This is a genomic window from Archangium violaceum (assembly GCF_016887565.1).
Lineage (GTDB): Bacteria > Myxococcota > Myxococcia > Myxococcales > Myxococcaceae > Archangium > Archangium violaceum_B.
Genome location: NZ_CP069396.1, coordinates 2764270 through 2790714, shown reverse-complemented (window position 1 = coordinate 2790714; position 26445 = coordinate 2764270). Strand labels below are relative to the sequence as shown.

Sequence of the window (26445 nt, the reverse complement as noted above, 5' to 3'; positions counted from 1 at the left end):
GCTCGCGATGCCCAAGAGCCTCACCCCGCCGTTGAGCAAGCTGAAGGAGGAGATCGAGGGCTACGCCCGCCAGTTCGGTCTCGACTTCTTCGAGACCATCTTCGAGGTCGTCAGCTACGACGAGCTCAACATGGTGGCCTCCTATGGAGGCTTCCCCACGCGCTATCCGCACTGGCGCTGGGGAATGGAGTACGAGCAGTTGTCCAAGGGGTACGAGTACGGGCTCTCGAAAATCTACGAGCTCGTCATCAACAACGACCCCTGCTACGCGTACCTGCTGGAGAGCAACTCGGACGTGGATCAGAAGCTCGTGATGGCGCACGTGTACGGCCACTGCGACTTCTTCAAGAACAACTTCTCCTTCCGCCACACCAACCGCCGGATGATCGACGACATGGCGAACCACGCCACGCGCGTGCGCCGGTGGATCGACAAGATTGGCGTGGAGAAGGTGGAGGACTTCATCGACCGGACGCTGTCGCTGGAGAACCTGATCGACCAGCACGCGCCGCACATCCGTCGCAACCCGGACCCGAAGAGGGCCGAGGACGAGATGAAGTCCAACGAGCGGGTGGAGGGCTTCAAGGTGAACCGCGAGTACATGCGCGGCTTCATCAACCCGGCCGAGTTCCTGGACAGCCAGCGCAAGAAGGTGGAGGACGAGAAGCAGCGGGCCAAGAAGTTCCCGGAGCGTCCGCAGCGGGACGTGCTGCTGTTCCTGCTGGAGCACGCGCCGCTGGAGCCGTGGGAGTCGGACGTGCTGTCCATCATCCGGGACGAGGCCTACTACTTCGCGCCGCAGGGCCAGACGAAGATCATGAACGAGGGGTGGGCCAGCTACTGGCACTCGACGATCATGACGAGGCGGGCGCTGAAGGATGACGAGGTCATCGACTACGCGGACCGGCACTCGGGGACGATGGGGACGAGGCCCGGAGCGCTCAACCCATACAAGCTGGGGATCGAGCTGTGGCGGGACATCGAGGAGAGGTGGAACAAGGGCCGGTTCGGCAAGGAGTGGGACGAGTGCGATGACCTGAGGGCGCGGCGCTCGTGGGACAAGAAGCTGGGAGTGGGCCGGGAGAAGATCTTCGAGGTGCGCAAGCACTACAACGACATCACCTTCATCGACACGTTCCTGACGCCGGAGTTCGCGATCGAGCAGAAGCTGTTCGTGTACGGCTTCAACGAGAAGAGGAACTCATGGGAGATCCTGGACCGTGAGTTCCGGAAGGTGAAGAACAAGTTGTTGCAGGGGCTGACGAACTTCGGGCAGCCGATCATCGAGGTGGTGGACGGCAACCACGAGAATCGAGGAGAGCTGCTGCTGGCGCACAAGCACGACGGGCAGGATCTGAAGGGTGACTACGCGCGGGAGACATTGCGCAACCTGCAGTCGTTGTGGCGGCGGCCGACGTGCATCATCACGAAGTACGACAACAAGGGCGTGTTGCTGCGCTTCGACGGTCAGAACCACACGGAAAAGAAGATCGACCTCTAACCGGGCCGAACCCGTGTATGCCCCCTCTCCCTCTGGGAGAGGGCTGGGGTGAGGGTCATCCCCTCCCCCGTGGCCCAAACCCTGGTCCCCCTGAATCCGGGAGGGCAGCCGAGCAACCGAGCGCCCGGTATCATGGGGAAATCTTCTGCCGGAAGTTAGGCACAGGCCTGTAGCTCCACTACACTGCGCGGGCCCCATGAGACTCGCCGCCACCGTCCTGTGCCTGGGTGTGCTGTTCGCCGCGCCCTTCGCCGAAGCCTCGACCACGCAGTACACCGTCAGGAACCGCCGCATCGAGCCGAACCAGCCGCTGGCGGTGGCGTTGCAGGAGGCAGGGCTGCCGGTCGAGCAGGCGGGGGCTGTCATCTCCGCGCTGGAGGGCGTGTTCGACTTCCGCAAGTCGCGGGTGGGAGACCAGTTCCGCCTGGTGATGAAGGGTGGCGAGCTGGACTTCTTCGACTACCGGCAGAGCTCGGTGGACGAGTGGCAGGTGCGGCGCGACGGAGACAAGTTCGTCGGCAGCAAGCGCGCCATCGAGGTGGAGAAGCAGGTGGGGTTGGTGTCGCTGGAGATCAACAACTCGCTGTACGAGGCGGCGCTGGCGGCGGGAGAGGATCCGCTGATCGGCATGGTGCTGGCGGACGTATTCGCCTGGGACATCGACTTCTACCGGGACGTGCGCAAGGGGGACAGGGCGAGGGCGCTGGTGGAGAAGTTCGTCTCCAAGGGCCGCATCCTGCGTTACGGCGAGGTGCTGGCGGCGACGTACGAGGGCGAGTCGGTGGGCCACAAGCGGGTCTTCCGCTACGAGATGCCGGACGGGAGGGCGAGCTACTTCCAGGAGGACGGCTCGAGCGCGCGCAAGGCCTTCCTGAAGAGCCCGCTGAAGTACGCGCACGTCACGAGCCGGTTCGGCAGCCGCTTCCACCCGGTGCTGCAGTACGTGAAGGCGCACAACGGCGTGGACTACGCGGCGACGGTGGGCACGCCGGTGTGGGCGGTGGCGGACGGTACCGTGACCGTGGCGCACAACACGGGGGCGGGCGGAAACACCGTCTGCCTGCGGCACACCAACGGCTTCGAGACGTGCTACCTGCACCTGTCCAAGTTCGGCGCGGGCGTGCGTGCGGGGGCGCGGGTGAGCCAGAAGCAGGTCATCGCCCTGTCGGGCAACACGGGCCGTAGCACCGGCCCGCACCTGCACTATGCCCTCAAGCGCAACGGGGCCTACGTCAACCCGCTCAACCAGAACTTCCCGCGCACGGAGCCGTTGCCCAAGAACCTGCTCCCGGACTTCCGCGCGAAGCTGGCCCCTCTGGCGCAGCAGCTCGACGCCGTCTCCGTGGCGGCGGTGGGCGCCCAGAAATAGGCTCTTCCCCGAAAAGCCGCTAGACCTGGGATGTAGGGTCCGCTCGCGCCTTCCGCTCCACCGCGAGCCAGGCCGCCGTGCGGGGGGCCCCTCGGCGAGGGCCGACCTGCCTGATAGGATGGAAAATTACCCCCAGGCAGTACCCCCCCATCCCCCCAGGCAGAAAATGTCCGCTATCGCCGAATTCATCCAGACCGCCGAGGAGCTCCACAGTGGGCTGGCCCGACTCAGTGCGGAACTGCAGCAGGGCCTGCCGGAGCGCCTGGCGCGGTTCCCGAGGGATCCGCAGCAGCGCCAGACGATGCAGGAGGAGCAACGGGAGATCCTCCGGCGGCGCACGCCCGAGGTGACCAGCTGGCTCAACGGCCTCTATGCCCGGCTCACGGAGCTGGACAAGGCGCTCACGGAGGAGGAGCGGGAGGGAGCGCTGGAGCACCACCGCGCGGCCATCCAGCCCTACTTCCTGCAGAGTCCCCTCATCCGCCGGTGCGTGGACAAGCCCCTGGGCTACCCCGGGGACTACGTCACGGTGGAGATGCTCTTCGGCAGCGAGGATCAGGGCGTCTCCACCATGGCCCGGTTGATCTCCCATTACGCGCTCCACTGCGGCCCCTCGCAGGCGCACCGCGCGCGGCCCCCCTGGCTGCTCGGCCACATCCGCCGGCGGGAGCAGGAGCTGGGGCGCCCCCTGCGCGTGCTCTCCTTCGCCTGCGGGCCGGAACATACGCTGAGGGAGCACACCGCCCTGGGCGGTACCGGCGCCTACACCCTGTGCGACTTCGACCCCGCGCCGCTGGACTACTGCCGCCGGCAATTCGACAAGCTGGCGCGCCTGCCCCGCGGCGGCGCGCCCGAGCCGAAAATCCAATACGTCCAGCTCTCCACCTACCAGCTGCTGCGCCACCGCGAGGCCGTGGACAAACTGCACGACCCCAGCGGCCCCATGGACGTGATCGTCGCCGCGGGCATCCTCGACTACCTCAAGGACAACGTCATCGCCCGCTTCCTGGACACGATGGCCTCCATGCTCGCGCCCGGCGGCCTGCTGCTGCTGACGAACCTGCACGAGGGGCACAATCCCTGGCGAGCCCTCATGGAGTACGTGTGCGACTGGTTCGTCATCCACCGGACCCCCTCGCAGTTCCAGGTGATGTGCGAGGGCCCGCCCGAGCGCCGGATGAGCACGCTGGAGCTCACCACGGACTCCACGGGGACCAACCTCTTCTGGGCGGGACAGCGGCGCTGAGCCTCCGGACGGAGCTCAGGACCACTCGAGCAGGTACTCGCCGTAGTTCAGGGAAACGGCCCGGCCCGTGGCCTTGCCGTTGCCCCGCAGCACGCGCAGCGCCTCCGTGAGGGCTCCCTCATGGAAGTAGATGGGCTGCATGTCTCCGCGGTAGTGCAGCCGGATGCGGCCCTCTCCGAGCTCCTCGTACGAGCGCTTTCCGTAGCTCACCAGGGTGGAATAGATGGTGTCCACCGAGGAGAAGACGCGCTTGGGATCTCCCAGCCCCACCAGCCGCATCAGCGTGTTGCCCACGTAGGAGTTGAAGAAGCCCGTCACGGTGGCGGCCCCGCACGCCCGGAAGGCATCCAGCACGGAGGGATACTGGGGCTCCAACACGTCCACGGCCGCGTACAGCATCCGCAGGAAGTCCGCCGCCGGGTAGGAGAAGAAGTCCACCGGCATCCTGTGCACCCGGAGCTGCTGCATCATCTGGTCGGTTCCCGCGCTGCCCACGCGCTGCTCCACCAGCCCATACACGGACTTGAAGATGAAGCCCCGCACGGTGTCCTCGGGCTTGCAGATGGCGATCCGCTGAGCGAGGTCGGTTTTGTCGCTGGGCATGGAAGACCTTCCGGGTCCCAGGCCGGGGGCGGGACCTGGATGCCCATGCTTACTACCAGACTCTTCATCTGATCGGCCAAGTCTCTGCACCACCGCTTCCCGCCGTCCACCGAGGGGGATGCCCGCCTCCAAGGCCTGCATCCGCGCCATGGCGGGCCCGGTCCACGAGCCCCTGGCGCGAGCCGGCCGGGGGACAGCCTGCCCGCCCTGGAAGCACTCGTTTTTTCTTTCGGTGCGAGCGGGGCCAGAGACGGATACCCTGGCCCACCCAGCGCACGGTCCTGGAGTGAGAGCACCGTGCGCATCTCGCAACCTGAACATCCCCGAAGAGCTCCACGAATGTCGAACCTCGCACCCGTCGCCGATCTGCCGAACACCTCCGCGACCGACACGCACGACACGGGACGTGAGCCCAGCCGCACCGGGCTGGACCCGCGCAACGTCCGCCGAGGCTTCCTCGAGCACGTCCGCTTCTCGCGCGGAAAGAACCCGGAGACGGCCACCGCGCATGACCGCTTCATGGCGCTGGCGCTGGCCGTCCGCGATCGCCTCGCGGATCGGTGGGTCCGCACCGCGCGCACCTATCACGGGCAGCACGTGAAGCGTGCCTATTACCTGTCCGCCGAGTACCTGCTGGGTCGCGCGCTGGGCAACAACCTCATCAACATCGGCATGTACGACGCCGCCGAGCAGGCCTTGCGCGAGGTGGGCGTGGACCTGCCCTCGCTCATCGAGATGGAGCCGGACGCGGGCCTGGGCAACGGTGGCCTGGGACGCCTGGCGGCGTGCTTCCTCGACTCGCTGGCCACGCTCGGCTACCCCGGCATGGGGTACGGCATCCGCTACGAGTTCGGCATCTTCACCCAGGACATCGTCGACGGCTACCAGGTGGAGCGCGCCGACGAGTGGCTGAAGTTCGGCAACCCGTGGGAGATCGTCCGCCCCGAGAAGGCGGTGCCGGTGCGCTTCTTCGGCCGCGTGGAGCACCACCAGGGCGCCGACGGCCGGCCCGTGGCGCGCTGGGTGGGCGGCAAGACGGTCATCGGCGTTCCCTACGACACGCCCATCGCCGGCTACGGCAACAACACCGTCAACACCCTGCGGCTGTGGCAGGCGCGCGCCAGCGAGGAGTTCGACCTGCTCCTCTTCAACGCCGGTGACTACGAGCGCTCGGTGGTGGAGAAGAACGACTCGGAGGTCATCTCCAAGGTCCTCTACCCCAACGACGCCTTCCAGGCCGGCAAGGAGCTGCGCCTCAAGCAGCAGTACTTCTTCGTGGCCTGCTCCATCGCGGACATCGTCCGGCGCTACCTGAAGAGCCACACGGACTTCAACGACTTCCCCAAGAAGGCCGCCATCCAGCTCAACGACACGCACCCGGCCATCGCCGTGGCCGAGCTGATGCGCGTGCTGGTGGACGAGAAGCGCCTGCATTGGGACGAGGCGTGGGCGGTGACGCAGGCCACGTTCGGCTACACCAACCACACGCTGCTGGCCGAGGCCATGGAGAAGTGGCCCGCCACGCTCTTCGAGCGGCTGCTGCCCCGGCACCTGGAGATCATCTACGAGATCAACCAGCGCTTCCTGCGGCAGGTGCAGATCCGCTACCCGTTCGACAACGACCGGATGCGGCGGATGAGCCTGGTGGAGGAGGGCCCGGAGAAGAAGATCCGCATGGCGCACCTGGCGGTGGTGGGCAGCCACAGCGTCAACGGCGTGGCGGCGCTGCACACCAACCTGCTGCGGCGCGACGTGCTGCCGGACTTCGCGGAGATGTACCCCGAGCGCTTCAACAACAAGACCAACGGGGTGACGCCGCGGCGCTGGCTGCTGTGGAGCAACCCGCGGCTGTCCAAGCTCATCACCAGCCGCATCGGCGATGGCTGGGCGACGGATCTGGATCAGCTGCAGAAGCTGGTGCCGCACGCGGAGGATCCGCAGTTCCGCAAGGCCTTCGCCGAGGTGAAGAAGCAGAACAAGGAGGACCTGGCGCGCTACCTGAGGGACACGTGCTGGGTGAACCTGGACCCGAACGCCATCTTCGACGTGCAGATCAAGCGCCTGCACGAGTACAAGCGCCAGCTGCTCAACGCGGTGCACATCGTGTCGCTGTGGATGAAGGCGCGGAGGGATCCCAGCACCATCATCGCCCCGCGCGTGTTCCTCTTCGGCGCGAAGGCGGCCCCGGGCTACCACCTGGCCAAGCTCATCATCCGGCTGGTCAACGGCATCAGCGAGGTGGTGAACAGCGACGCGGGCACCACGGGCCTGCAGGTGCTGTTCGTGCCCAACTACCGGGTGAGTCTGGCCGAGCGCATCATCCCGGCGACGGACGTGTCCGAGCAGATCTCCACCGCGGGCATGGAGGCCTCGGGCACGGGCAACATGAAGTTCATGATGAACGGCGCGCTCACGCTGGGCACGCTGGACGGCGCGAACGTGGAGATCCGCCAGGTGGTGGGCGACGACAACTTCTTCCTCTTCGGCCTCACGGCGGACGAGGTCATCGCCCGCAAGCGCGCCGGCTACCGGCCGCGTGACGAGTACGAGCGCAACGTCGAGCTGCGCGAGGCGTTGGATCTCATCGCCTCGGGCTTCTTCTCGCCGGAGGACAAGAACCTCTTCAAGCCGCTGGTGGACAGCCTGCTGGAGGAGGACCGCTACCTGGTGCTGGCGGACTTCGCCTCGTACGCCGCGAAGCAGGAAGAGGTGGCGCGCACGTACAAGGACCAGGAGACCTGGACGCGCAAGGCCATCCTCAACGTGGCGCAGGCGGGCATCTTCTCCTCGGACCGCACCATCAAGCAGTACGCCGAGGAGATCTGGGGAGTGAAGCAGACCCCCGTGGAGTCGTGAGCCCGGACTGAAGCAGTGCCCGTGGCCCACCCCGGCCACGGGCGCCCTCCCCCTCCGGTGACGGGCCATCCGGAGGCCGGGGGCTCAACCAGCGTGGATGCCGGACAGTCCGAAGTGATGCCGGATGCGCTCGGCATCCGCGCCGAGCCCGCTCTCTTCCAGCTTCTGCGTCACGAACCTCACGGCCGAGCCCATGTCGGAGACGACGACGTGCGGCATGGGCATGGCCTTGAGGTGGAAGATGAGGCTGAGCACCAGGCGCACGGGCGCCGAGGTCACGATGGTGGCATTGCCGATCACCTGCTCACGCAGGAGGGCCTCGTGCTGGCGTGTCCACTCCGCCTGCCTCTGGCGCTGATGGGCCGTGAAGAGGCCCACCTGGCACAGGTCCGAGACGACGACATGCCGCTCCCCCCGCTGTGCATAGCTGAGCGATCGGGCGAGGAACGCCTCGAACTCCGCGTCCGTCAGCGCGCCAGTGAGGCGGATGACGAGCAACGGCCAGAGCGAATCGTCGAAGGTGATGATCGCGCTCACGGCTCTGGATCCTCCTGCCGCGGGTGTCTCCCAGGAAGATGGCTGCCCGGGGGACGAAGGGCACCCGTCCCCTCGTACACCTCGCCCGGCCGCCCCTGACCGGCCGCCTGCTGGACGAGGTGCCATCCAGAAGAAAGAGGCCGCCCCGGTAGCCCGGAGCGGCCTGTCGAACAATCAGCGAAGCGAACGACTACGGCAACTCGGCGGGACTCGAGGAGTTCTGAGGCTGACGGACGGCACGCGTCACGAAGTCATTCGCGTTGTTGTCGGTGTCGGTACCGTTGCCGTGGTTGGCATCAACACCCCCCACTCCCATGGTCGCGGAGGTGGAGGTGGCGTACGCCTTGCGCTCGAGACTGCCACCAACCGCCGGGTGAGACGGAGCAGCGGTGCCCTCGGGTTGATTCCCGGTGCCATACCCCAGCTTGTCCACCGTGTTCGGATCATTGAGATTGGTCGTAACCAATCCGGGCCCGATGCGGATGTGGCCGCCGGCCGCGGTCGAAGCAGACGAGTCGAAGGTGTAGGAAGCGTCCTTCGCGCCGGTGTAATTGGCACCTCCGAGCAGGAAGTACTTCCTGGGCTGGATGATCGTCCCACCGGGGGCGGTGGTCGCGTTGATCGTGACCGTGCCGCTGTAGGCCGTCGTGCTAGCGGCCGCCTTGTACTGAACCGTCCACCCATTGAGATCCACGGGGCTGTCGGTCGGGTTGTACAGCTCGACGAACTCATCCGTCGTGCCGGCACCGGAACCATTACCCCCGGAGAACTCGCTGATGACCACGTGGTTGGTCAGCACGGGAACCGACGAGACGACGGTCACGCTGCCGTAGCTACCCGCGGGCGGAGTCACGGCCCCGCTCTGGTCGCAGTACACGTAGTCCGAGTAGTCACCCGTGGCCGGATCCTGGAACCGGTAGCGGAAGCCGTACTTGTACGTGCCTGGAGCGGAGGGAAGGGTCAGCGTCCCCATCATCTCGTCGTTGTTGTTGGCGGTGGTGCTGTAGTAGCCGCCGTTGAAGAACACGGGAGACCACGTCCAGGCCGCCGGGTTGGTGGAGTCCGTGCCGTAGCCCAGTTCGGCGGACACGAACGGGTAGAAGTCGTTCCCAGACGTGTTCCGGTCGGTCACGCTCGGCTCGTAGAACTGGCTGTAGATGGTCCACGAGGAGCCCGGCTCCACGGTGGCCGGGTAGTTGCCATCCGTGGACGGGAACGTCTTCGGGCTCTGGATGACGCAGTAGTCCACCGGCGCGGTGGCGTCCACCCCGCAGGTGGAGTTGGGCGCGTTGGGCGTGCCGTAGTCTCCGCCCGCCAGCTGCGTCTCCGCGTCACACCAGTACCAGGACTGGGCATGGGCCTTGGTGCCCATCACGGCCGACGAGAGGCTCATCGCCTTGCCACGGGTCTGCGGGAAGGCCGTCGTGTACGTGAAGTCCTCCACCGTGGTGGCGCCGTGGCTGAGCCGGATGACCCCCGAGCTGCTCAGGGTGATGGCGTTCCCGTAGGCGGCGTTGGCGGAGACCCCACCGTTATTGGCGGTGTCCGCGTCCTGCGCCAGGACGAACGTCCCCTTGTGGTCGAGCACCACCGGAACGGAGCCGCCACCGCCCACCGTGTAGGAAGTGGTCGAGCCGCCGTTGACGTACTCCACCAGCAGGCCATTGAGGTCGAGCAGGTTCGAGGTGTTGTTGGACACCTCGATGTACTGGGTGGTGCCCGTGTTGGGGTTGTGCATCACCTCGGAGATACTCAGCTGATCCGCTGCGGGCGCGGCGGCCGTGTCGCACGCGCCCTTGAAGCAGACGCCGCTGGGGCCGGGGCACGTGGTGGTCGTCTGCGACGGCTGGCAGGTGGGGTTGTTGTCCACGACCACGCAGGTCTCCGTGGTCGTGGTCAGCGAGACACCATCCGCGCCGCAGGTGGACGAGGGCGCCGCGCAGTCGGGGACGCACGGGCTCGCGTTGGCCGTCTCCGCCGAGATGACGGAGAACGAGCTGTTGCCCGCGTCGTCCCGGACCTTCAGGGCGAAGTAGTAGGTGGTCGAGGGGCTCAAGCCGGTGACGGTGGCCGTCTCCGGATCCGGGCTCCCCGGGGCCTGGGGGGCACCCGTGGACACCCGGTCGGTGAGGGACTCGAACGACTCCGCGGTGATCGCGCTCGTCGAGTAGCGCAGGTCGTAGCTGGTGGCGGTGCCGGCGGCTCCGTCATCACCCACGGGCAGCCAGCTCAGCTTCACCTGGGTGCTCGTCGTGCTCACCACGGTGAGCGGCGCGACGCTCGGTGCGGCATCGTCCGTGATGTTGAACGCGGCACTGGTGGCGTCGCTGAGTGGCGTCCCCGTGGCCTTGATCTGGAAGCCCGTGCCCTGCTGGTCCACGGTGAGATCCGGGAAGTTGGCGATGCCGTGCTGCGGAGCGATGGTCAGCACTCCGCCCAGCGCGGCCGACACGTTACCGCCGGACAGGGCCAGCGTAATGGTGGGCGTCGCGACGTCGACGAGGTTTCCGAACTCGTCGGTGATGCCCACGGTCACCGAGCCCAGCGATGTGCGCACCCTGGCGCTCTGGGGCTGGTCGCGGAACGCGAGCAGCTTGGGCACGTCGGGGTTGATGCTGATCGACTTCCCATCGCTCAGCGAGCCGCTGGTCTGGTCCTTCACGGCCAGCGGCTGATTGCCCGCGGTCTTCAGCGTCACCTGGAAGGACTTGTGGCCGTTGTCCGCGGCGGCGAACGTGTAGTCGCCGGGCAGGACCGCCTTCGAATCCGTCGAGGCAGTGAAGCCGATGGTGCCCCTGTAGCCGGTGGCCACGTTGCCGAAGGCGTCCTTCAGCGTCACGTCGACGGTGAACGCGGTGCCCGCGGTGAACGGGCCCGTGGGCGCGGCCAGCACGAGTGTCCGGGCGTCGGCCGGGGAGACCGTGTCCACCGTGTCGGAGGCGCTCAGGCTCCGAGCCGCGTCCGTCACGGTCAGCGTGGTGGCAACGGCCTTCTCCAGCGTGAAGTCGAACCCGCGGCTGCCATTGTCCTCGGCGAGGAAGGCGTAGTCGGCCGGCACCGTGACCCCGTCAGCCGGGTCCGCGGAGAAGTGCACGGTCCCGGAGTAGTCCTTCACGACGTTGTCGTGGGCGTCGAGCGCGGTGACCGTCGCACGCAGCGGGTCGCCGGCCTTCACGGAGCCCGGAGCATCCAGCACGAGCTTCGCCACCGTGTTCCACGTCACCGAGGTGTCGGCCGTGGCGAAGATGGACGGGGCGGCCTTGTCCTCCACCCGGAGGGTCTGCGTGCCCACGGTGAGCATCTGCACGGTGAGCTTCTTGAGGCCCTGGTCGGCGGTCGTGAAGGTGTACTCGCCCAGCGGCGCCGCCTTCGCGTCGGTGGAGGTGAAGCGCACCGTGCCGGTGTAGCCGGTCTCACGCTGGTTGGAGCCGTCGAGCCGCTCGACGGTGATCTCCACCGAGTCGCCGGCCTTCATCGTGGCCGGCAGGCCCGTCAGCACCAGCTTGCTCGGGGGTGCCTCGGTCACCTCCACGTTCAGCGTGTCAGGCGTCAGGCCCGACGCGGACGCGGTGACGGTCCGCGGGCCCGAGGTCTTCAGGACCACGCCATCGAAGGTGTGCTGCCCCTTGTCGGCGGCCGTGAAGGACCAGGCGTCCGGCAGCTCGGCGGCGGTGTCATTGGAGGAGAGCGCCACCGGACCGGCGTAGCCCTCCGCGGCGTTGCCGTAGGCGTCGAACACCTTCACCGTCACGCTGATGGCGCGGGAGGCGACCGTCGTGCTCGGACCGGAGATCTCCAGGTGATCGGCCGGGGCGTGAGCGATGTCGAAGGGCGTACTGGTCGCGGGGGTGATGCTGCCCGAGGCGACGGAGGCATCCAGGGTATAGCCCTTGCCCGCCTTGTCGATCCGCACGGAGTCGAACGTGGCCACGCCGTTGAGGGCGTTCACGGTGAGCGTCCCGGCGCCCGTGGCACCATTCACCTTCACCGTCACCGCCGAGCTTTCGTTGCCCACGGTCACGCCATTCGCGTCCTGGATGGCCACCCGGAAGGGGGCCAGCTTCACGCCGGCCGTCCCGTTCTGCGGCTGCGTGGTGAAGACGAGCTTGGAGGCGGTGGAGAACGGCGTGGTGAACTCGAGCGTGGAGAGGACGAAGTTGCCCGCGTTGTCCGACACCTTCAGGGCCACGTAGTACGTGAGGCCGGGGGTGAGGTTCGTGAGCGACACCGACTCGGCGCTGCCGGACGCCTTGGGAGCCGCCATGGACACCGTCTGGGCACCCGAGAGATCCGGGTTGGTGGAGTAGCTGAAGTCATAGCGGGCCGCCCGCCCGAACGCCCCGTCATCGCCCGGCGCCGTCCAGGTGACGGTGGCGGTGGTGGAGGTGAGGGCCGACCGGAACAGCATCGGCTGGTCGGGCTTCAGGTTGTCCGTGACGGTGAAGGGGTTGCTGAGCGCCGGGACGAGCCCGGGCCCGGAAGCGGTCAGCACATAACCCGTGGCGTCATCGGCGGTGGAGAGGCCCTGGAAGGAAGCCACGCCGTCCACCGGCGCCACCGAAGCGCCGCCCGACAGCGCCCCGCCCTTGTCGAGGGAGAGTGACACCAGGGGCGAGCCGGCGGTCGTCCGGTTGCCGGCGGCGTCCAACAGCACCACCGCCACGCCGAAGGCCGTGCGCACCGTGGTGTCGGAGGGCTGCGCGGTGAAGACGAGCTTCGCGGGGGCACCCGCCACCACGTCCAGCGAGAGGGAAGCAGTGAGGGCCGCGTTGGCCTTGTCCGCCACCGTCACCTTCCGGGCGCCGCCCGCCTTCCTCAGCACGATGCCGTTGGTGAAGGCGTGCCGGCCCGCGTCGGCCGCGGTGAAGGTGTAGTCCGCGGGCAGCGTGTCCGCGCCGTCATCGGAGGAGAAGTGCAGGGTGCCGGTGTAGTCCGTCACCGCGTTGCCGAAGGCGTCGATCGCGGAGACCTCGAGGCTCAGCGGGCTGCCAGACGCCACGGGCGACACCACCTGGGACAGACCCAGCGAGGCCAGCGCGGCGGGCGCCACGTCGAAGGCCGGGCTCGTCGTGCCCGTCAGCCCCTGGGCGCTCGCCGCCAGGGTGTAGCCCCGCGCGGCCTTCTCGAGCACCAGCCCGGAGAAGCGCGCCACGCCCTTGACCGCCTGCGCCGTCACCGTGCCCTTCAGGCTGCTGCCCGCCGGACCGGAGCCGATCGCCACGGTGATGGTGTTCGTTGCCTCCGTCATCGTCTCGCCATCCGCGTTCTGGATGGCCACGTCGAACACCCCGAGCTCCGCTCCGGCCGTGCCAGAAGTAGGCGCCGAGATGAAGGCCAGCTTCGAGGCCGGCAGGACGATGAAGTCCAGGGTGGGCCGCGACGACAGCGTCACCGGGCCGCCCTCGGCATCCACGGACACCGTCACCGTCTTCGTCTCGACCACGGTGGACGCCACCTTCGCGGTGGTCACACCCTGCGCGTTGGTGGTCTCGGGCGACGTCACCACGCTGCCCTCGCCGGAGACCGACACCTTCACCGTGCGGCCCGACAGCGGCGTTCCGTCCGCCTTGCGCACCGTCACCGTGAGGGTGGCGGCGTCCTGGCCATTGGCCCGGAGGCCCACGGCCTTGTCCACTTCCACCGTCGAGCGATCTGGGTCCGGCTGCTCCCGCGAGGACGGCGGATTGACGATGGGATCGCCACAACCCGAGCCGCATCCTACGGACAGGCCGAGCAACAACACGCTCCACGCGACCAGTCGCGCGAGCGTGGGGGGTCCATGCTTCATGAACGTCTCCAGGTAGAGGGGCCAAGCCCTCACCCGATACCGAGAGGGCAAGGACAGAGTGCTTTTTACCAGACACTCCGCCCCTGGAAAAACTCAGTACCAGAAGAAAGACGCCCTACCTGCCCGCCTGCTTCACATCCCCATGGCCTGGAGCATGAGGCCAGAGCCGAGCAAAGACTGGCCACCATCGCAAACCATGATGGAGCCGGTGATGTATGAGGCCGCATCCGACGCCAGGAAAAGCGCGAGTTGCGAGATGTCCTGCTTGGTGCCGAAGCGAGCCAGGGGCAGGGCGCGGGTGAGCTTCTCGCGGGCGTCATCGCTGGGGGCGAGCCGGCGCATGCCCTCGGTGTCGTCGATGGGGCCGGGGGTGATGGAGTTGAGGCGCACACCCGCCCCACCCCATTCGATGGCGAGGGTGCGGGTGATCATGTCCACGCCGGCCTTGGCGGCGCAGACGTGGGCCTGCATGGCCATGGGGAGGTAGGCCTGGGGCGCGGAGATGTTGATGACGGAGGCGCCCGGCTTGCGCAGGTGCTCGTAGGCGGCGCGGCACGCGTTGAAGGTGCCCAGCACGTCGATCTCCAGCACCGACTTGAAGCCGTTGGAGGACATGCCGAGCGCCGGAGCGGGGAAGTTGCCCGCCGCGCCGCACACGAGGATGTCGATCTCCCCGTACGCGTCATGGGCCGCCTGGAAGGCCTTCTCCACGGCCTCGTAGTTGCGGACGTCGGCGGGCACGCCCATGGCGGTGCCGTGCGCCTGGAGACCCTTCACGGCCGCCTCCAGCTTCTCCGCGTTGCGGCCGTTGATGACGACCTTGGCGCCCGCCTTCACGAACGCCTCGGCGATGCCGAGGTTGATACCGCTGCTGCCGCCGGTGACGAACGCCACCTTGCCCGCCAACAGCCCGTCCCGGAAAACACCCTGTGCCATGTGACTCATCTCCCCTGGAAGCGCGGAGGCCGCCGCTCGGCGTATGCAGCGAAGGCCTCGGCGAGGTCATGCGACTGAAGGAAGGCGGAGTTCCACACCGCCACGTAGCGCAGACCGTCCGCCACGGACTTGTCCGCGCAATACTCCATCACCTGCTTGGCGCCCTGGACCACCAGGGGCGGGTTCTCGGCGATCTTCCGCGCGGTGGCGCGCGCCTCGACCAGCAGCTCGTCGGGGGTGGCGAAGACCCGGTTCACCAGTCCCATCTGGAGGGCACGGTCCGCGTCGATGTCGCCGCCGGTATAGGCGAGCTCGCGCGTGTTCCCCTCGCCGATGATGCGCGGCAACCGCTGGAGCGCACCGAGGTCCGCGGTGATGCCCACGCGCACCTCGCGCAGGGAGAACTTCGCCTCGCGCGAGCAGTAGCGGAAGTCGCACGCGGCGATGAGGTCGATACCACCACCGATGCACCAGCCATGCACCGCGGCCAGCACCGGCTTGCGGCAGCGGGCGAGCCCCTCGGTGGCGGCCTGCATCCTCTCGATGAGTTGCAGGAGCCGGGTGCGTTCGAGCGCGAGGTTCCCCTCCCCCACCAGCAGCGGCCCGAGCGACTCCATCATCGCCGTCAGGTCCAGGCCGTAGGTGAAGTGAGCGCCCTCGCCTCGCAGGAGGACGACGCGCACCGAGTCATCCGCGTCGAGCGTCCGGAGCACCTCGGGCATCTCGCGCCAGAAGTCCGGCCCGAGCGCGTTGCCCTTGCCAGGGCCGGTGAGCACCACCTCGGCGATGCCATCCGCCTGCTCGATACGAAGAGACTGGTATGCGGCCGTCATTCAGGGCCCTCCCTCGCGAGGAAGGGCCACTTGAGCAGAACGCCCGGGCAGCGTCCACGCCCGCGCGCTCAGCCGAACTCGACCACCTTCATGCCGAAGAGCCGCTCCACGGATTGGATGAGCTCGTCGCTCACCTGCACCTTGAGCGCGGTGTTGCCGATGAGCGCCTCGGCCTCGTTGGTGAACAGCAGGCTGACCGCCACCGGCGTGGCCCCCGCGTACTGTTTGGCGATCTCCGCCAGCTTCGCCAGCCGCTCGTCCGTGGCCAGGTCCACCGGCAGCCGCAGCTCCAGCCGCTTGGTGCGCTTCTCCCGCACCGCCCTGAGGCTCTGGATGTCCTCGACGATGAGTTCCGCCACCGGCGTGTCCTCGTCGCGCTGGTTGATCTGCACCGTGCCCGTCACGAGGATGGGGTCATCGCTCTTGAGCAACGGCTCCCAGTGCTCGAAGCCGGGCTTGGGTCCCGCCTTCGTCCACTTGCCGTCCTTGCCCATCACGTTGCGCGTGCCGTCCTTGCCCGGGAAGCACACCAGCTCGATGGAGCCCGACAGGTCCTCCAGCGTCACCCACGCCATGCGCTTACCCGTCTTGGTGGGCCGCTCGCGCAGCGCCGCCACGATGCCGGCGATGGTGATCTTCTCGTCCTTGCGCGCGCGCTGCACCGCGGTGATGGGCCGTGCGTAGCGCTTGAGTTCCTTGTCGTACTGGTGCAGCGGGTGGCCCGACACGTAGAAGCCGATGGCCTCCTTCTCCAGCGCCAGGCGCTCCTTCTCCGACCACTCCTCCACCTGGACGTAGTCGTCCTTCATCGCGCCGCCGCTCGAGCCGCCACCGCCCAGCATGCCGAAGAGCGAGCTCTGCCCGGCGGCCTTGTCCTTCTGGCTGCTGGAGCCGCGGCTCATCGCGCGCTCGATGCTCTCGAAGAGCTGCCGCCGCGGGCGGTTCTCGAAGTCGAAGGCCCCGGCCTTCACCAGCGCTTCCAGCACCTTGCGGTTCACCTTGCGCGAGTCCACGCGCTCGCAGAAGTCGAACAGGCTCTTGAAGGGCCCCTCCTTGCGCGCCTCGACGATGGACTCGATGGCGCCCTCGCCCACGCCCTTGATGGCGCCCAGGCCGAAGCGGATCTTCCCCTCCACCGCGCCGAAGGCCATGTCCGACTGGTTCACGTCCGGCGGCAGCACCTGCACGCCCGACTGGCGCGCCTCGCCGATGTGCAGCACCACCTTGTCGGTGTTGTCCTTCTCGCTGGTGAGAAGGGCCGCCATGAACTCCACGCGGTAGTGCGCCTTGAGCCACGCCGTGTGGATGGTGACCAGGCCGTAGGCCGCCGAGTGGCTCTTGTTGAAGCCGTACTCGGCGAACTTCTCCATGAGGTCGAAGATTTCCCCGGCGACCTTCAGGTCGACGTTGTTCTTCTTGCAGCCCTCGAGGAAGCCGGCCCGCTCGGCCTGCATGACCTCGGCCTTCTTCTTGCCCATCGCGCGGCGCAGCAGGTCCGCGCGGCCCAGGGTGTAGCCTCCCAGCACCTGGGAGATCTGCATCACCTGTTCCTGGTAGACGATGACGCCGTAGGTGTCCTTGAGGACGGGCTCCAGGGCGGGGTGCGGGTAGACCACCGGCTCGCGGCCGTGCTTGCGGTTGATGAAGACGTCCACCATGCCCGAGTCGAGCGGACCCGGGCGATAGAGCGCGCCGGCGGCGACGACGTCCTCGAAGCAGGACGGCTTGAGCTTCATCACCATTTCGGTGAAGCCGCTGGACTCCATCTGGAAGACGCCGGCCGTGTCGCCCTCGGCCATCAGCTTCCAGACCGCTTCGTCCCCCACCAGCGGGATGTCCTCGCGCAGGATGGGCTTGCCGTCCGGCGGGTTGCGGTTGATGAGGTTGAGCGCGTTCTGGATGACGGTGAGCGTCTTGAGGCCGAGGAAGTCGAACTTCACCAGGCCCGCGGCCTCCACCTCGTCCTTGGCGAACTGGGTGATGAGGGTGTCCTCACCCGGAGGCTGGTAGGTGGGGACGAACTCCCACAGCGGCTTGTCGGCGATGACGACGCCGGCCGCGTGCATGCCGGGCTGGCGGTGCAGGCCCTCCAGCGCGAGGGCGATCTCCAGCACGTCCTTGGTGGTGACGTCCTTGCCGTCCACCTGCCCGATGGCGGTGGGCTTCTCCATCATCTCCTTGAGACGCGGCTCCTGCTCGATGGCGTCCTTGAGGGTGATGCCGAGCACCTCGGGCACCAGCTTGGCGATGCGGTCGCCCTCGCTGAAGGGCAGCGCGAACACGCGGCACACGTCGCGCAGCACGCTCTTGGCCTTGAGCGAGCCGAAGGTGATGATCTGCCCGACGTTGTTCTCCCCGTACTTGCGCCCCACGTACTTGATGACCTCGTCGCGCCGGTCCTGGCAGAAGTCGATATCGAAGTCCGGCATCGACACGCGCTCGGGGTTGAGGAAGCGCTCGAAGAGCAGGTTGTACGGGAGCGGATCCAGGTCGGTGATGCGCAGGCAGTAGGCCACCAGCGAGCCGGCACCCGAGCCACGGCCCGGCCCCACCGGGATGCCGTTCTGCTTGGCCCAGTTGATGAAGTCCTGGACGATGAGGAAGTAGCCGCTGAACCCCATCTTCTGGATGACGCCGATCTCCAGCTCCAGGCGGGCCTTGTAGGGTTCGCGGTCCACGGGAGGCTGGCCGGCGCGGAAGCGCGCCAGGTCGATCTCCTTGAAGCGCTCCTCGAGGTTCGCGCGCGCCAGCTCCGCCATGAAGCTGTCCGGACTGTGGCTGTCGGGCACCTGGAAGGTGGGCAGCATGGGCTTGCCCAGCTTCAGCTCCAGGTTGATCTGCTCGACGATGCGCTGGGTGTTGTGGACGGCCTCGGGGGTGTCCTTGAAGTACTCCAGCATCTCCTGGGGACTGGTGACGTAGAGCTTGTCCGTGGAGTGCTTCATGCGCTTGCCATCGGCGAGCGTCTTGCCGCTGGCGATGCACATGAGGAGCTCGTGCGCGCGCGCGTCCTCTTTCTTGATGTAGTGCGCGTCCGCGGTGGCGCACAGGGGGATGGAGAGGTCCCGGCTCAGCTGCTTGAGGTTCTCGTTGGCCTTCTCCTGCTCGGGCATCCCGTTGGACTGCACCTCGAGGAAGAAGTGCTCGGGCTCGAAGATGCCCTTGTACTCGAGGGCCGCCCTGCGGGCGTGGTCCATGTCCCCGCGGAAGGCCGCGCCGGTGACTTCACCACCCAGGCACGCGGTGAGCGCGAAGAGACCCTTGCTGTGGTCCTTGAGCAGCTCCTTGTCGATGCGCGGGTGGTAGTAGAAGCCCTCGCGGTAGGCCATGGACGAGAGGTACTTGAGGTTGTCGTACCCCTCCTTGTTCTTGGCCAGCAGGATGAGGTGGTGGCCCACCTTCTCCGAGCGGTCCTTGCGGCCCTTGGGACCGGCGACGTAGGTCTCCATGCCGATGATCGGCTTGATGCCCGCGTCCTTGGCCTTCTTGTAGAAGTCGATGGTGGCGAACATGTTGCCGTGATCCGTCACGGCCACGCTCGTCATCCCCTTCTCCTTCACCGTCTTGATGAGGTCCTTCATCCGGATCGCCCCATCGAGGAGCGAGTACAGGGAGTGCAGGTGCAGATGGGTAAAGGACATGGCTGGAAGGTAGTCAGGAAGGGGTCGTACAGCACCACATTTGTTCAGGGTCGCGGAGAGCGCCAGTTCTCCGCCGCTCGATGTTTCCGAGGCCGGAAAATCGGCCTCGGCGCCTTGTGCCATGCCCCGCACGGGGCGTGAAGGAGGCACCGGGTCGGGTGTGGGACACACGGCCTGACACCTGGGCTTCCCCTCGGAAGCCTCCCCGCCGGGCGGCCAGACGGGCGAGCGGAACCGGGGCCTGGGCGTAGCCGGAGGCCGCCGCGCGGCCTTCACACTTCTTTACGTCACCCCAAAGCCCCCGAAATGGGCCCCTCGCATCCTGTACACCGTCGCCGATTGACGGCGTCCACGGAAAGAACGCGGGGCCCGGAAGGCCCCTGGGAGCATACGTCATGACCACGAAGAACAAGCTGCTCGTCGCCGGTTCCGCCGTCCTCGCCTTCGTCCTCCTCTCCGGCTTCCGCGGGGGCCACTTCGGCGGCCCGCGCGACCCCGAGCGCGTGAAGCAGATGATCACCTGGCGGATGGATGACCGGCTGGAGGACCTGAAGGCCACGGACGCCCAGAAGCAGGCCCTCCACGGGCTGAAGGACTCGCTCTTCGAGGACGGCAAGCGCCTCTTCGCGGAGCAGAAGGGCGCGAGGGCCGAGATGCTGGAGCAGTGGGAGTCGCCCAACCCGGACGCCAGGGCCGTGCATTCGCTGGTGGACGAGCGCGTGGACGCCTTCCGGGCCTTCGCTCACAAGGTGGCCGATGCCGCCCTGGAGGCCCACCGCATCCTCACCCCGGAGCAGCGCCAGCAGGTGACGTCCGAGGTCCGTGAGCACATGAACGCCCGCTAGCACCGGATTGCATGCGGAAGCACACATGGGGGTTGGACCGGGGTCCAGTCCCGTCCCCGGCCCCTCCCCCAATGAGTAACCTGGGGGAGTGCCACAGAACTATGACGAGTACGCCCGCCGCATCCGCGGCTACGTCGATATCGCCGAGGTGAACGAGTACGCCCGAGTGCTCGAAGGGGGTGTCGAATATCCCCTCTTCCGGCTCACCGTGCCGGGCGAACGTTGGTTGGTGATCACCTCGGGCTTCCATGGCGAGGAGCCCGCCGGCCCGCTCACGCTGTGCCGTTACTTCGCGGACATCGCCACCTACGCCCGGGAACGCCGGGTGGGCCTGCGCGTGTACCCGTGCATCAACCCCTCGGGTTTCGAGGATGGCACCCGTTACAACCGCGGCGGGGAGAAGCCCAACAACGACTTCATGCGCTACGAGACGGCGCCCGGCGTGTGGAAGGGCGAGCTCGGCCGCGGCGAGGCCTTCCTGCGCTGGGCGCTCTACGACGGTGGCCCCAAGGAGACGCGCGCGGTGCGCGCGGACATCGTGCGCCACCCCGCCCCCGATGCCGCGCTCGACATCCACCAGGACAACTACCTGCCGGGTGCCGCCACCTACGCCTATACCTTCGGGGACAAGGACTTCTACCGGCCCATCATGAGGGCCGCCTCGGAGCACGCCCAGGTCATCCGCAATGAGAAGGTGGACGAGGTCAACCGCACCGACGCGGACGGCCTCATCGAGTACAACGATGGCAGCGTCACGGACTACTTCCTGCGCAGCGGGGTGCCCTACACCGCGACGCTGGAGACGACCACCCGGACTCCGCTAGAAGCCTGCCACGCCATCAACCTCCTCTGGATTCGCGGCTTCATCGACCTGGCCGCGCGTGGGAGCAGGAACACCTCATGATTCATCGAGCTCTGGGCAACAGCGGCACGCGGGTCTCCGTCCTGGGATTCGGAGCGGGGCCCGTGGGCAGCCCGGAGCTGTCCGAGTCCGAGGCGGAGGCCCTGTTGAACGGGGTGCTGGACGCGGGCATCAACCTGCTCGACACGGCGCCCAGCTACGGGCAGTCCGAGGAGAGAAAGGGTCTGGACTGGAGCGAGCTGGCCCTGCGCTTCGCCGCCTTCGCGCCCGGAGTGGAGAGTTGCATCGTGGGCACCACGAAGGTGGAGAACCTCCAGCGCAACCTGCGCGCCGTGGAGAAGGGCCCGCTGCCCGACGCCCTGGTGGACCGCATCCGGGGTGCGTTCCGGCGGCACGACCAGGGCTGGGACGGGCTCATCTGAAGCAGGTCCGCGACGGCGCGGCAACTGTCTACATGACGACCTGCGGAACCCTCTCCAGGGCCGCGCGCAGTTCCTCGACCGTCGTGTCCATCTTCTCGGCGACGGTGGGCGCGTGCCAGGTCACCGCGACTGTGCCCTTGGGGGACTCGCACACCACCTCGACGGAGACCCGACCGAACCGACCGGGCCAGGCGTGCTGGCGCAGCTCCGCCGCATGCCTGAGTGGGTCCAAGAAGGTGAAGCACGGCCAGCGCGGCAGTCGGATCGTGCTCATGTCGCAATTGTAGAAGCCACACCCATGGAGCAGGGCCTCGGAGAAGTCGCAGTCCTCGATCCCCCCCCCCTTCCACCTGTCGTCCAGGTCCGTGCGGAACCCGAACTCGTTGCCGGTAAAGCGGCCCTTGAACCGGCACCCCTTCAGCTTCATTGGCGCCCACGGAAGGGTCTTCAGCTGGCTCTTCGCGTGAATGGTGCAGTCGATCAGATTCCCCGACACCAGATGCAGCCACCGCGCCGAAATGTTGGTGACCAGCGTACAGCCCCGGAGCGTGACGTTCGGCCCGAGCCAGTAAATGGCCTTCTTATCCGTAAGCTCCAGTCGCTCGCCCTCAATCTCTCGATTCTCGTAGTGGATGTTGGGAGTCACGCGGCCCTCAGAAGAAGATCATGCGAAAGAAGGTGCTCGCCATTCGTCGCCCGTGCAGCGCGAAGTTGGACTCCGTACCAGACAGGATCTCGTAGTGGTAGTTCTGGCCGCCCGGTCCGGTGACGTCCACACCGCGGCTATTCCAGGATAGGTGCGGGAAGCGGTCTGCCACCTGTCTCTCGACCCACCGCCCGCGAGCCTGCCGCTCCAGCAGATTCGCCCAGTGCTCCTTTCCTGCGTCCCTCATCGCCTTGATGGCTTCTCGCTCCTCCGGCGTGAGCCTGGCCTGGGACCACCTCCCCGCCTCCTCCCTCACGGCCGCCTGCAGCTCGTCGCCCAGTCGGTCCTCCGCCGGAATGTCGTTGGGGCTCTTGCCCCGTGGAAGGTGCCATCGCGTCCCGTTGCCGAGGACCACCTGCTTGTTTCCGCCTCTGTGTTGGATGACCACGGTGCCCGAGTGCCCGCCAGCACCACTCTTCGCCAGGACGTTGATTGCCACGGGCACCTGCGGAGACGTGAGGACGACGAGAGCGCGGCTCTCCTCCACCACCACCTCCACGGCGGCCGCCTCCTCCATGGCCATCGCCACCGAGCCCTCCATGCCCTGGGCCGCCCACTGCGCCTGCACCTGGTTGAACCTCGGCAGCGAGCGCACGTGAGCGGCCACATCCCCGAGCGTCCTCCCGCTGAGGGTGGCCACCGCGAGAATGAGGGCCCGGGCCGCATCCGTCCCAATCACCCGCCCGAAGGACTCGCCCGCCTCGCGCAGTTCCTCGAACGTGGTGGCCTCGTGAGCCCGGTGCGCCATGCTGGCCCACCCGTCCACGAGGCCCCACATGGCGTCCAGGCCCAACCAGGCCAGGAGCACCACCGAGAGCGCGGCCGCCACTGCCTTCGTGCTCGGATCGGGAAATAGCCAGAGCGCCAGATACAGGCCCGCGGCCCACACCAGCGACGAGAGAATCGCCCGCGGGCTCAGCTCCCGCCCCAGGGCCGCCTGCGTCTCGTCGAGCACGGAACCAAAGGCCAGGGCCAGAGCCAGAGTCCGCCTGTCGTCCGTGCGCAGGTAGGGCCCATCCGCGAAGAGGCCCAGGCAGTCACCTCCTCCGCGCCGCTCGCACCAGCGCAGGTACTTCACTTTCAGCGCCGCCTCGGCCTCGGGCACGAGCGGACCCTTGTCGTTGAGCGGCACCAGCGTGAGCACCTTGTCGCGGTACACCTCAGCGAGCAGTTCCTCCTCCGGCATGGCCTGAAGCAGACGCTGGGCTGTCTCCTGGGGCGTCCCCTTCACGAGGAACCGGTGGCCGAGCTTCGCCACCGCGCGCTGGTACTCCTCCTGGGTGCGGGCCACCACTCGCGTCTTCCCGCGCGCCTCGACGAGGCCCGCGTAGACGACAACCATCGGCCGCGGCTCCCTCGGCGCCGTGCGCCTCTCGCGCTCCGCTGTCGGCCCCCCTGAGTGGCCGCTCCCCGCCCCACGGCCGCCCATGGGCGCCTGCGTCACGCACGCGGCATGGAGGAAGAGGACGATGAGTGAGAGGGCGCCCACCGGCGCCCACCGTGGCAATCCCACGCTGCCCTACCCTTCCTGACCGAACCGGTGGAGCTGCCCCACCGCGCCGGGCACCACCACGTCTCCGAGCGCACGAACGAGGGCCTGGGTCGCCCTCCATCCCGTGCAGTGCCCCGGGACGAGCCGCTTCAAACCGAACCCCTGGATGTCCCGCACCGTGTCGTCGATCCACTGCTCGTTGAACGGCCCCGAGAGGTGCAGTCCCCCCATGGCCGCGTGGAGCGGCACCGAGGGAAAGCGCCACGCGGCGTCCTTCAGCACGTTCACGATGCCCGCGTGCGAGCACGCGCTGAAGACCACCAGCCCCCGGTCCCGCACGTGCACGGCCAGGTAGCGCTCGTCGAGCACCTGCGGGTCGGGGACCCAGCTCCCGTCTTCCGCGCGGCGGAATTGCTGCGGCAGCCCCTTCTCGTAGGGCGTCACCCGGGCGATCTCCCCACTGACGAAGAACATGTCCTCGAGGAGCGTGCGGGCCTCGGGCGCGTTCACCACCGCGCCACCGGCGGCGGCCAGCTCCTCCACCGAGGGCACATCTCCCAGCGGCAGGACGCGGCCATCGGCGAGCTTGAAGGCGCGCTTGCCGAACATCCCCGGGTTGACGTGCAGGGGGATGTCCCGGCCACCGTTGGCCTCCTTGATCATCCGCAGCGCCTGGGGCAGCCCGCCCGCGTGGTCGAAGTGCCCATGCGACAGGACGGCCTCCTCGATGGAACCCAGGTCCACCCCGAGCCGCCGGGCATTGCGCTCGAAGGCATAGGACTCGGGCCCCGCGTCGAACAGCACGGTGTGCCGGGTGTTTCCGACATGGGCCGTCACCATCAGTGAAAGGCCCCATGCCGCGCAGCAAAGGCACGAGCCGGTGAATTCCCGCATCCCGGCTCGCACGAGGTTGGGCACCTCCGGCGTCACCGTGGATGGGACGGTGGAGAGAAGATCGAGCACGTTGTCGACGACGACGAACACCTCGAGACGATCCACCGCGCGAAGGGATGGGACGGTCGCGGACATGGGAGACTCCTAGGGGTCTTGCGGACGGCGCCCCTATACCAGTCCAGCTCCACGGCCAGGGGCCTCTCTTGCCAGTACCGGATGCGCCCCGCACACTGCGCTCGCGGGCCCGCACGGTCAGCGAACCCGGGAGCACCAGGGCCGGACGCCCCCGTCAGGAGGAAGTCGTGAGGCGCTGGAATGGTTGGGGACACGCAGCCGTCGGCTACCCGCTGCCGGACACCACCGCCGCCGTCCTCGCGGAACGGGTCGGTCCGGGCACCACCCCCCGGGATGCCACGCTGCCCGAGGTGATGGCCTCCGTGCCTCCCTCGCGCCTGCCTCCCCATCCGCTCGTCTCCACCGAGCCCGAGGTCCGCGTGCGCCATGCGCGCGGTCAGAGCTTCCCCGACCTCATCGTCATGCGCGACGGGCACGTGCCGGCCTTCCCGGATGGCGTGGCCTTCCCCAACCAATCGGAAGAAGTGCGCGCGCTCTTCGCCTACGCGCGCGACGCGGGCGCACGCATCATCCCCTACGGCGGGGGCACCAGCGTCGTCGGCCATGTCAACGTCGAGCCCGGTGACGCCCCCATCCTCACCGTGTCCCTGGAGCGCCTCCAACAGCTCCACGCGCTCTCCGAGGAGGACCGGCTGGCCACCTTCGGCGCGGGCGTGAGCGGGCCCCGGCTCGAGGAGCAGCTGCGCGCCCGCGGCTACACGCTCGGGCACTTCCCGCAGTCCTTCGAGCAGTCCACGCTCGGCGGGTGGATCGTCACCCGCTCGCGCGGGCAGCAGTCGCTCGGCTACGGGCGCATCGAGAACCTGTTCGCCGGAGGGCGGCTCGAGGCCCCCGCGGGCACCTTGGTGCTGCCCACCTTCCCCGCCAGCGCCACCGGGCCGGACGTGCGTGAATTCGTCCTCGGCTCGGAAGGGCGCATGGGCATCCTCACCGAGGCCACGGTGCGCATCTCCCCGTTGCCCGAGCGGGAGGACTTCCTCGCCCTCTTCTTCCCCGACTGGGAGCGGGCCCGCACCGCCGTGCGAGAGCTGGCGCAGAGCGGCGCGCCGCTGTCCATGCTGCGCCTGAGCACCCCCGAGGAGACGGCCATCAACCTCGCGCTGGCCGGCCACCCGCGCATGGTGGGACTGCTGTCGGGAGTGCTCTCGCTACGGGGCATCGGCCCGGACAGCTGCATGCTGGTGCTCGGCCTGTCCGGCAGCGCGCGCAACGTGGAGCACGGCCGGAGGATGGCGCTGGACCTCGCGGGCCGGCACGGCGGCGTGCGCGTGCCCGCTCTCGGCGAGAAGTGGAAGAAGGGCCGCTTCCGCTCGCCCTACCTGCGCAACGCCGCCTGGGAGCGCGGCTGGGGCGTGGACACCGTGGAGACGGCCACCTCCTGGAGCAACGTGCCCCGGTTGCTCGCCGCCGTCGAGGGCGCACTGCGCGAGGCCCTCGCGGACCGGGGTGAGCGGGTGCTCGCCTTCACCCACCTGTCCCACGTGTACCCGAGCGGCTCCAATCTCTACACCACGTTCATCTTCCGCCTGGGCGCCGAGGCAGCGGAGACCCACGCCCGCTGGCTCGCGCTCAAGACGGCGGCCAGCCGCGCCATGGTCGCCCACGGTGGCACCATCAGCCACCAGCACGGGGTGGGCACGGACCACCGGCCCTATCTGGAGGCGGAGAAGGGGCCGCTCGGCGTCGCCGCCATCCGCCAGATGCTCGGAACCTTCGATCCGACGGGCCTGCTCAATCCGGGCAAGCTCGTCTGACACGCCGTTGGGGGGAGTCGTCACA

General features: G+C 68.0%; 17 protein-coding genes. 8 read left to right on the top strand and 9 right to left on the bottom strand.

The genetic code is table 11. From position 1 onward, the window contains the following. Window positions 1-7: 7 nt before the first annotated feature. From JRI60_RS11580 to JRI60_RS11570, 3 genes are all read left to right on the top strand, one after another. Complete coding sequence (locus JRI60_RS11580) at window positions 8-1501, top strand: SpoVR family protein (protein WP_204225907.1); 1494 nt, start codon at window positions 8-10, stop codon at window positions 1499-1501. A 196-nt stretch (window positions 1502-1697) separates the two neighbouring features. Beyond that, entirely contained in the window at window positions 1698-2870 is a 1173-nt protein-coding gene (locus JRI60_RS11575) for a peptidoglycan DD-metalloendopeptidase family protein (protein WP_204225906.1), read from the top strand. 166 nt (window positions 2871-3036) lie between these two features. Next, entirely contained in the window at window positions 3037-4116 is a 1080-nt protein-coding gene (locus tag JRI60_RS11570) for a class I SAM-dependent methyltransferase (RefSeq protein ID WP_204225905.1), read from the top strand. Between the two features lie 15 nt (window positions 4117-4131). On the opposite strand, the gene JRI60_RS11565 is transcribed toward JRI60_RS11570, so the two are convergent. Next, a complete protein-coding gene (locus JRI60_RS11565) occupies window positions 4132-4719 on the bottom strand; it encodes a TIGR02265 family protein (protein ID WP_204225904.1) in 588 nt (195 codons plus the stop codon). 339 nt (window positions 4720-5058) lie between these two features. Here JRI60_RS11565 and JRI60_RS11560 point away from each other — a divergent pair, with 339 nt between their 5' ends. After that, window positions 5059-7575, top strand: a complete 2517-nt coding sequence (locus JRI60_RS11560) for a glycogen/starch/alpha-glucan phosphorylase (protein ID WP_204225903.1) — start codon at window positions 5059-5061, stop codon at window positions 7573-7575. A gap of 84 nt (window positions 7576-7659) precedes the next feature. On the opposite strand, the gene JRI60_RS11555 is transcribed toward JRI60_RS11560, so the two are convergent. The 5 genes from JRI60_RS11555 to dnaE form a co-directional block, all read right to left on the bottom strand. Beyond that, window positions 7660-8112: a hypothetical protein gene (locus JRI60_RS11555; RefSeq protein WP_204225902.1), complete on the bottom strand. Its 453-nt coding sequence runs from the start codon at window positions 8110-8112 to the stop codon at window positions 7660-7662. A 190-nt stretch (window positions 8113-8302) separates the two neighbouring features. After that, window positions 8303-13900 carry a lamin tail domain-containing protein gene (locus JRI60_RS11550; RefSeq protein ID WP_204225901.1) on the bottom strand — a complete coding sequence of 1866 codons (5598 nt, stop codon included), beginning with the start codon at window positions 13898-13900 and terminating at the stop codon, window positions 8303-8305. Window positions 13901-14032: 132 nt separating this feature from the next. Then, the gene (locus JRI60_RS11545; RefSeq protein ID WP_204225899.1) at window positions 14033-14836 is read right to left on the bottom strand and encodes an SDR family oxidoreductase; all 804 of its coding nucleotides are present in this window, start codon (window positions 14834-14836) and stop codon (window positions 14033-14035) included. Window positions 14837-14841: 5 nt separating this feature from the next. Continuing rightward, window positions 14842-15669, bottom strand: coding sequence for a crotonase/enoyl-CoA hydratase family protein (locus JRI60_RS11540; protein WP_204225898.1), 828 nt, complete (start codon window positions 15667-15669; stop codon window positions 14842-14844). Between the two features lie 68 nt (window positions 15670-15737). Next, complete coding sequence (gene dnaE / locus JRI60_RS11535; protein ID WP_204225897.1) at window positions 15738-19310, bottom strand: DNA polymerase III subunit alpha; 3573 nt, start codon at window positions 19308-19310, stop codon at window positions 15738-15740. A gap of 395 nt (window positions 19311-19705) precedes the next feature. Here dnaE and JRI60_RS11530 point away from each other — a divergent pair, with 395 nt between their 5' ends. The 3 genes from JRI60_RS11530 (at window position 19706) to JRI60_RS11520 (ending at window position 21439) form a co-directional block, all read left to right on the top strand. After that, complete coding sequence (locus JRI60_RS11530) at window positions 19706-20155, top strand: Spy/CpxP family protein refolding chaperone (RefSeq protein ID WP_204225896.1); 450 nt, start codon at window positions 19706-19708, stop codon at window positions 20153-20155. Between the two features lie 88 nt (window positions 20156-20243). Then, window positions 20244-21059 (top strand): hypothetical protein, encoded by an 816-nt coding sequence (locus tag JRI60_RS11525; RefSeq protein WP_204225895.1) that lies wholly within the window; start codon window positions 20244-20246, stop codon window positions 21057-21059. Further along, a complete protein-coding gene (locus tag JRI60_RS11520; RefSeq protein WP_204225894.1) occupies window positions 21056-21439 on the top strand; it encodes an aldo/keto reductase in 384 nt (127 codons plus the stop codon). The genes JRI60_RS11525 and JRI60_RS11520 overlap by 4 nt, the downstream gene beginning before the upstream one ends. Window positions 21440-21467: 28 nt before the next feature. Here the strand turns inward: JRI60_RS11520 and JRI60_RS11515 are convergent, their stop codons facing one another. The 3 genes from JRI60_RS11515 to JRI60_RS11505 form a co-directional block, all read right to left on the bottom strand. After that, the gene (locus JRI60_RS11515; RefSeq protein ID WP_204225893.1) at window positions 21468-22085 is read right to left on the bottom strand and encodes a hypothetical protein; all 618 of its coding nucleotides are present in this window, start codon (window positions 22083-22085) and stop codon (window positions 21468-21470) included. Between the two features lie 7 nt (window positions 22086-22092). Further along, a complete protein-coding gene (gene sitA5 / locus JRI60_RS11510; RefSeq protein ID WP_430384403.1) occupies window positions 22093-23574 on the bottom strand; it encodes a SitA5 family polymorphic toxin in 1482 nt (493 codons plus the stop codon). A 90-nt stretch (window positions 23575-23664) separates the two neighbouring features. Beyond that, a complete protein-coding gene (locus JRI60_RS11505; protein ID WP_204225891.1) occupies window positions 23665-24666 on the bottom strand; it encodes an MBL fold metallo-hydrolase in 1002 nt (333 codons plus the stop codon). A 167-nt stretch (window positions 24667-24833) separates the two neighbouring features. On the opposite strand from JRI60_RS11505, the gene JRI60_RS11500 reads away from it, so the two are divergent. Then, the gene (locus JRI60_RS11500; RefSeq protein ID WP_204225890.1) at window positions 24834-26420 is read left to right on the top strand and encodes an FAD-binding oxidoreductase; all 1587 of its coding nucleotides are present in this window, start codon (window positions 24834-24836) and stop codon (window positions 26418-26420) included. Window positions 26421-26445 lie beyond the last annotated feature (25 nt).

Coding starts and splice junctions, on each gene's coding strand:
- JRI60_RS11580 (WP_204225907.1), top strand. CDS start 8: ATGCCCAAGAGCCTCACCCCGCCGTTGAGCAAGCTGAAGGAGGAGATC.
- JRI60_RS11575 (WP_204225906.1), top strand. CDS start 1,698: ATGAGACTCGCCGCCACCGTCCTGTGCCTGGGTGTGCTGTTCGCCGCG.
- JRI60_RS11570 (WP_204225905.1), top strand. CDS start 3,037: ATGTCCGCTATCGCCGAATTCATCCAGACCGCCGAGGAGCTCCACAGT.
- JRI60_RS11565 (WP_204225904.1), bottom strand. CDS start 4,719: ATGCCCAGCGACAAAACCGACCTCGCTCAGCGGATCGCCATCTGCAAG.
- JRI60_RS11560 (WP_204225903.1), top strand. CDS start 5,059: ATGTCGAACCTCGCACCCGTCGCCGATCTGCCGAACACCTCCGCGACC.
- JRI60_RS11550 (WP_204225901.1), bottom strand. CDS start 13,900: ATGAAGCATGGACCCCCCACGCTCGCGCGACTGGTCGCGTGGAGCGTG.
- JRI60_RS11545 (WP_204225899.1), bottom strand. CDS start 14,836: ATGGCACAGGGTGTTTTCCGGGACGGGCTGTTGGCGGGCAAGGTGGCG.
- JRI60_RS11540 (WP_204225898.1), bottom strand. CDS start 15,669: ATGACGGCCGCATACCAGTCTCTTCGTATCGAGCAGGCGGATGGCATC.
- dnaE (WP_204225897.1), bottom strand. CDS start 19,310: ATGTCCTTTACCCATCTGCACCTGCACTCCCTGTACTCGCTCCTCGAT.
- JRI60_RS11530 (WP_204225896.1), top strand. CDS start 19,706: ATGACCACGAAGAACAAGCTGCTCGTCGCCGGTTCCGCCGTCCTCGCC.
- JRI60_RS11520 (WP_204225894.1), top strand. CDS start 21,056: ATGATTCATCGAGCTCTGGGCAACAGCGGCACGCGGGTCTCCGTCCTG.
- sitA5 (WP_430384403.1), bottom strand. CDS start 23,574: ATGGGCGGCCGTGGGGCGGGGAGCGGCCACTCAGGGGGGCCGACAGCG.
- JRI60_RS11505 (WP_204225891.1), bottom strand. CDS start 24,666: ATGTCCGCGACCGTCCCATCCCTTCGCGCGGTGGATCGTCTCGAGGTG.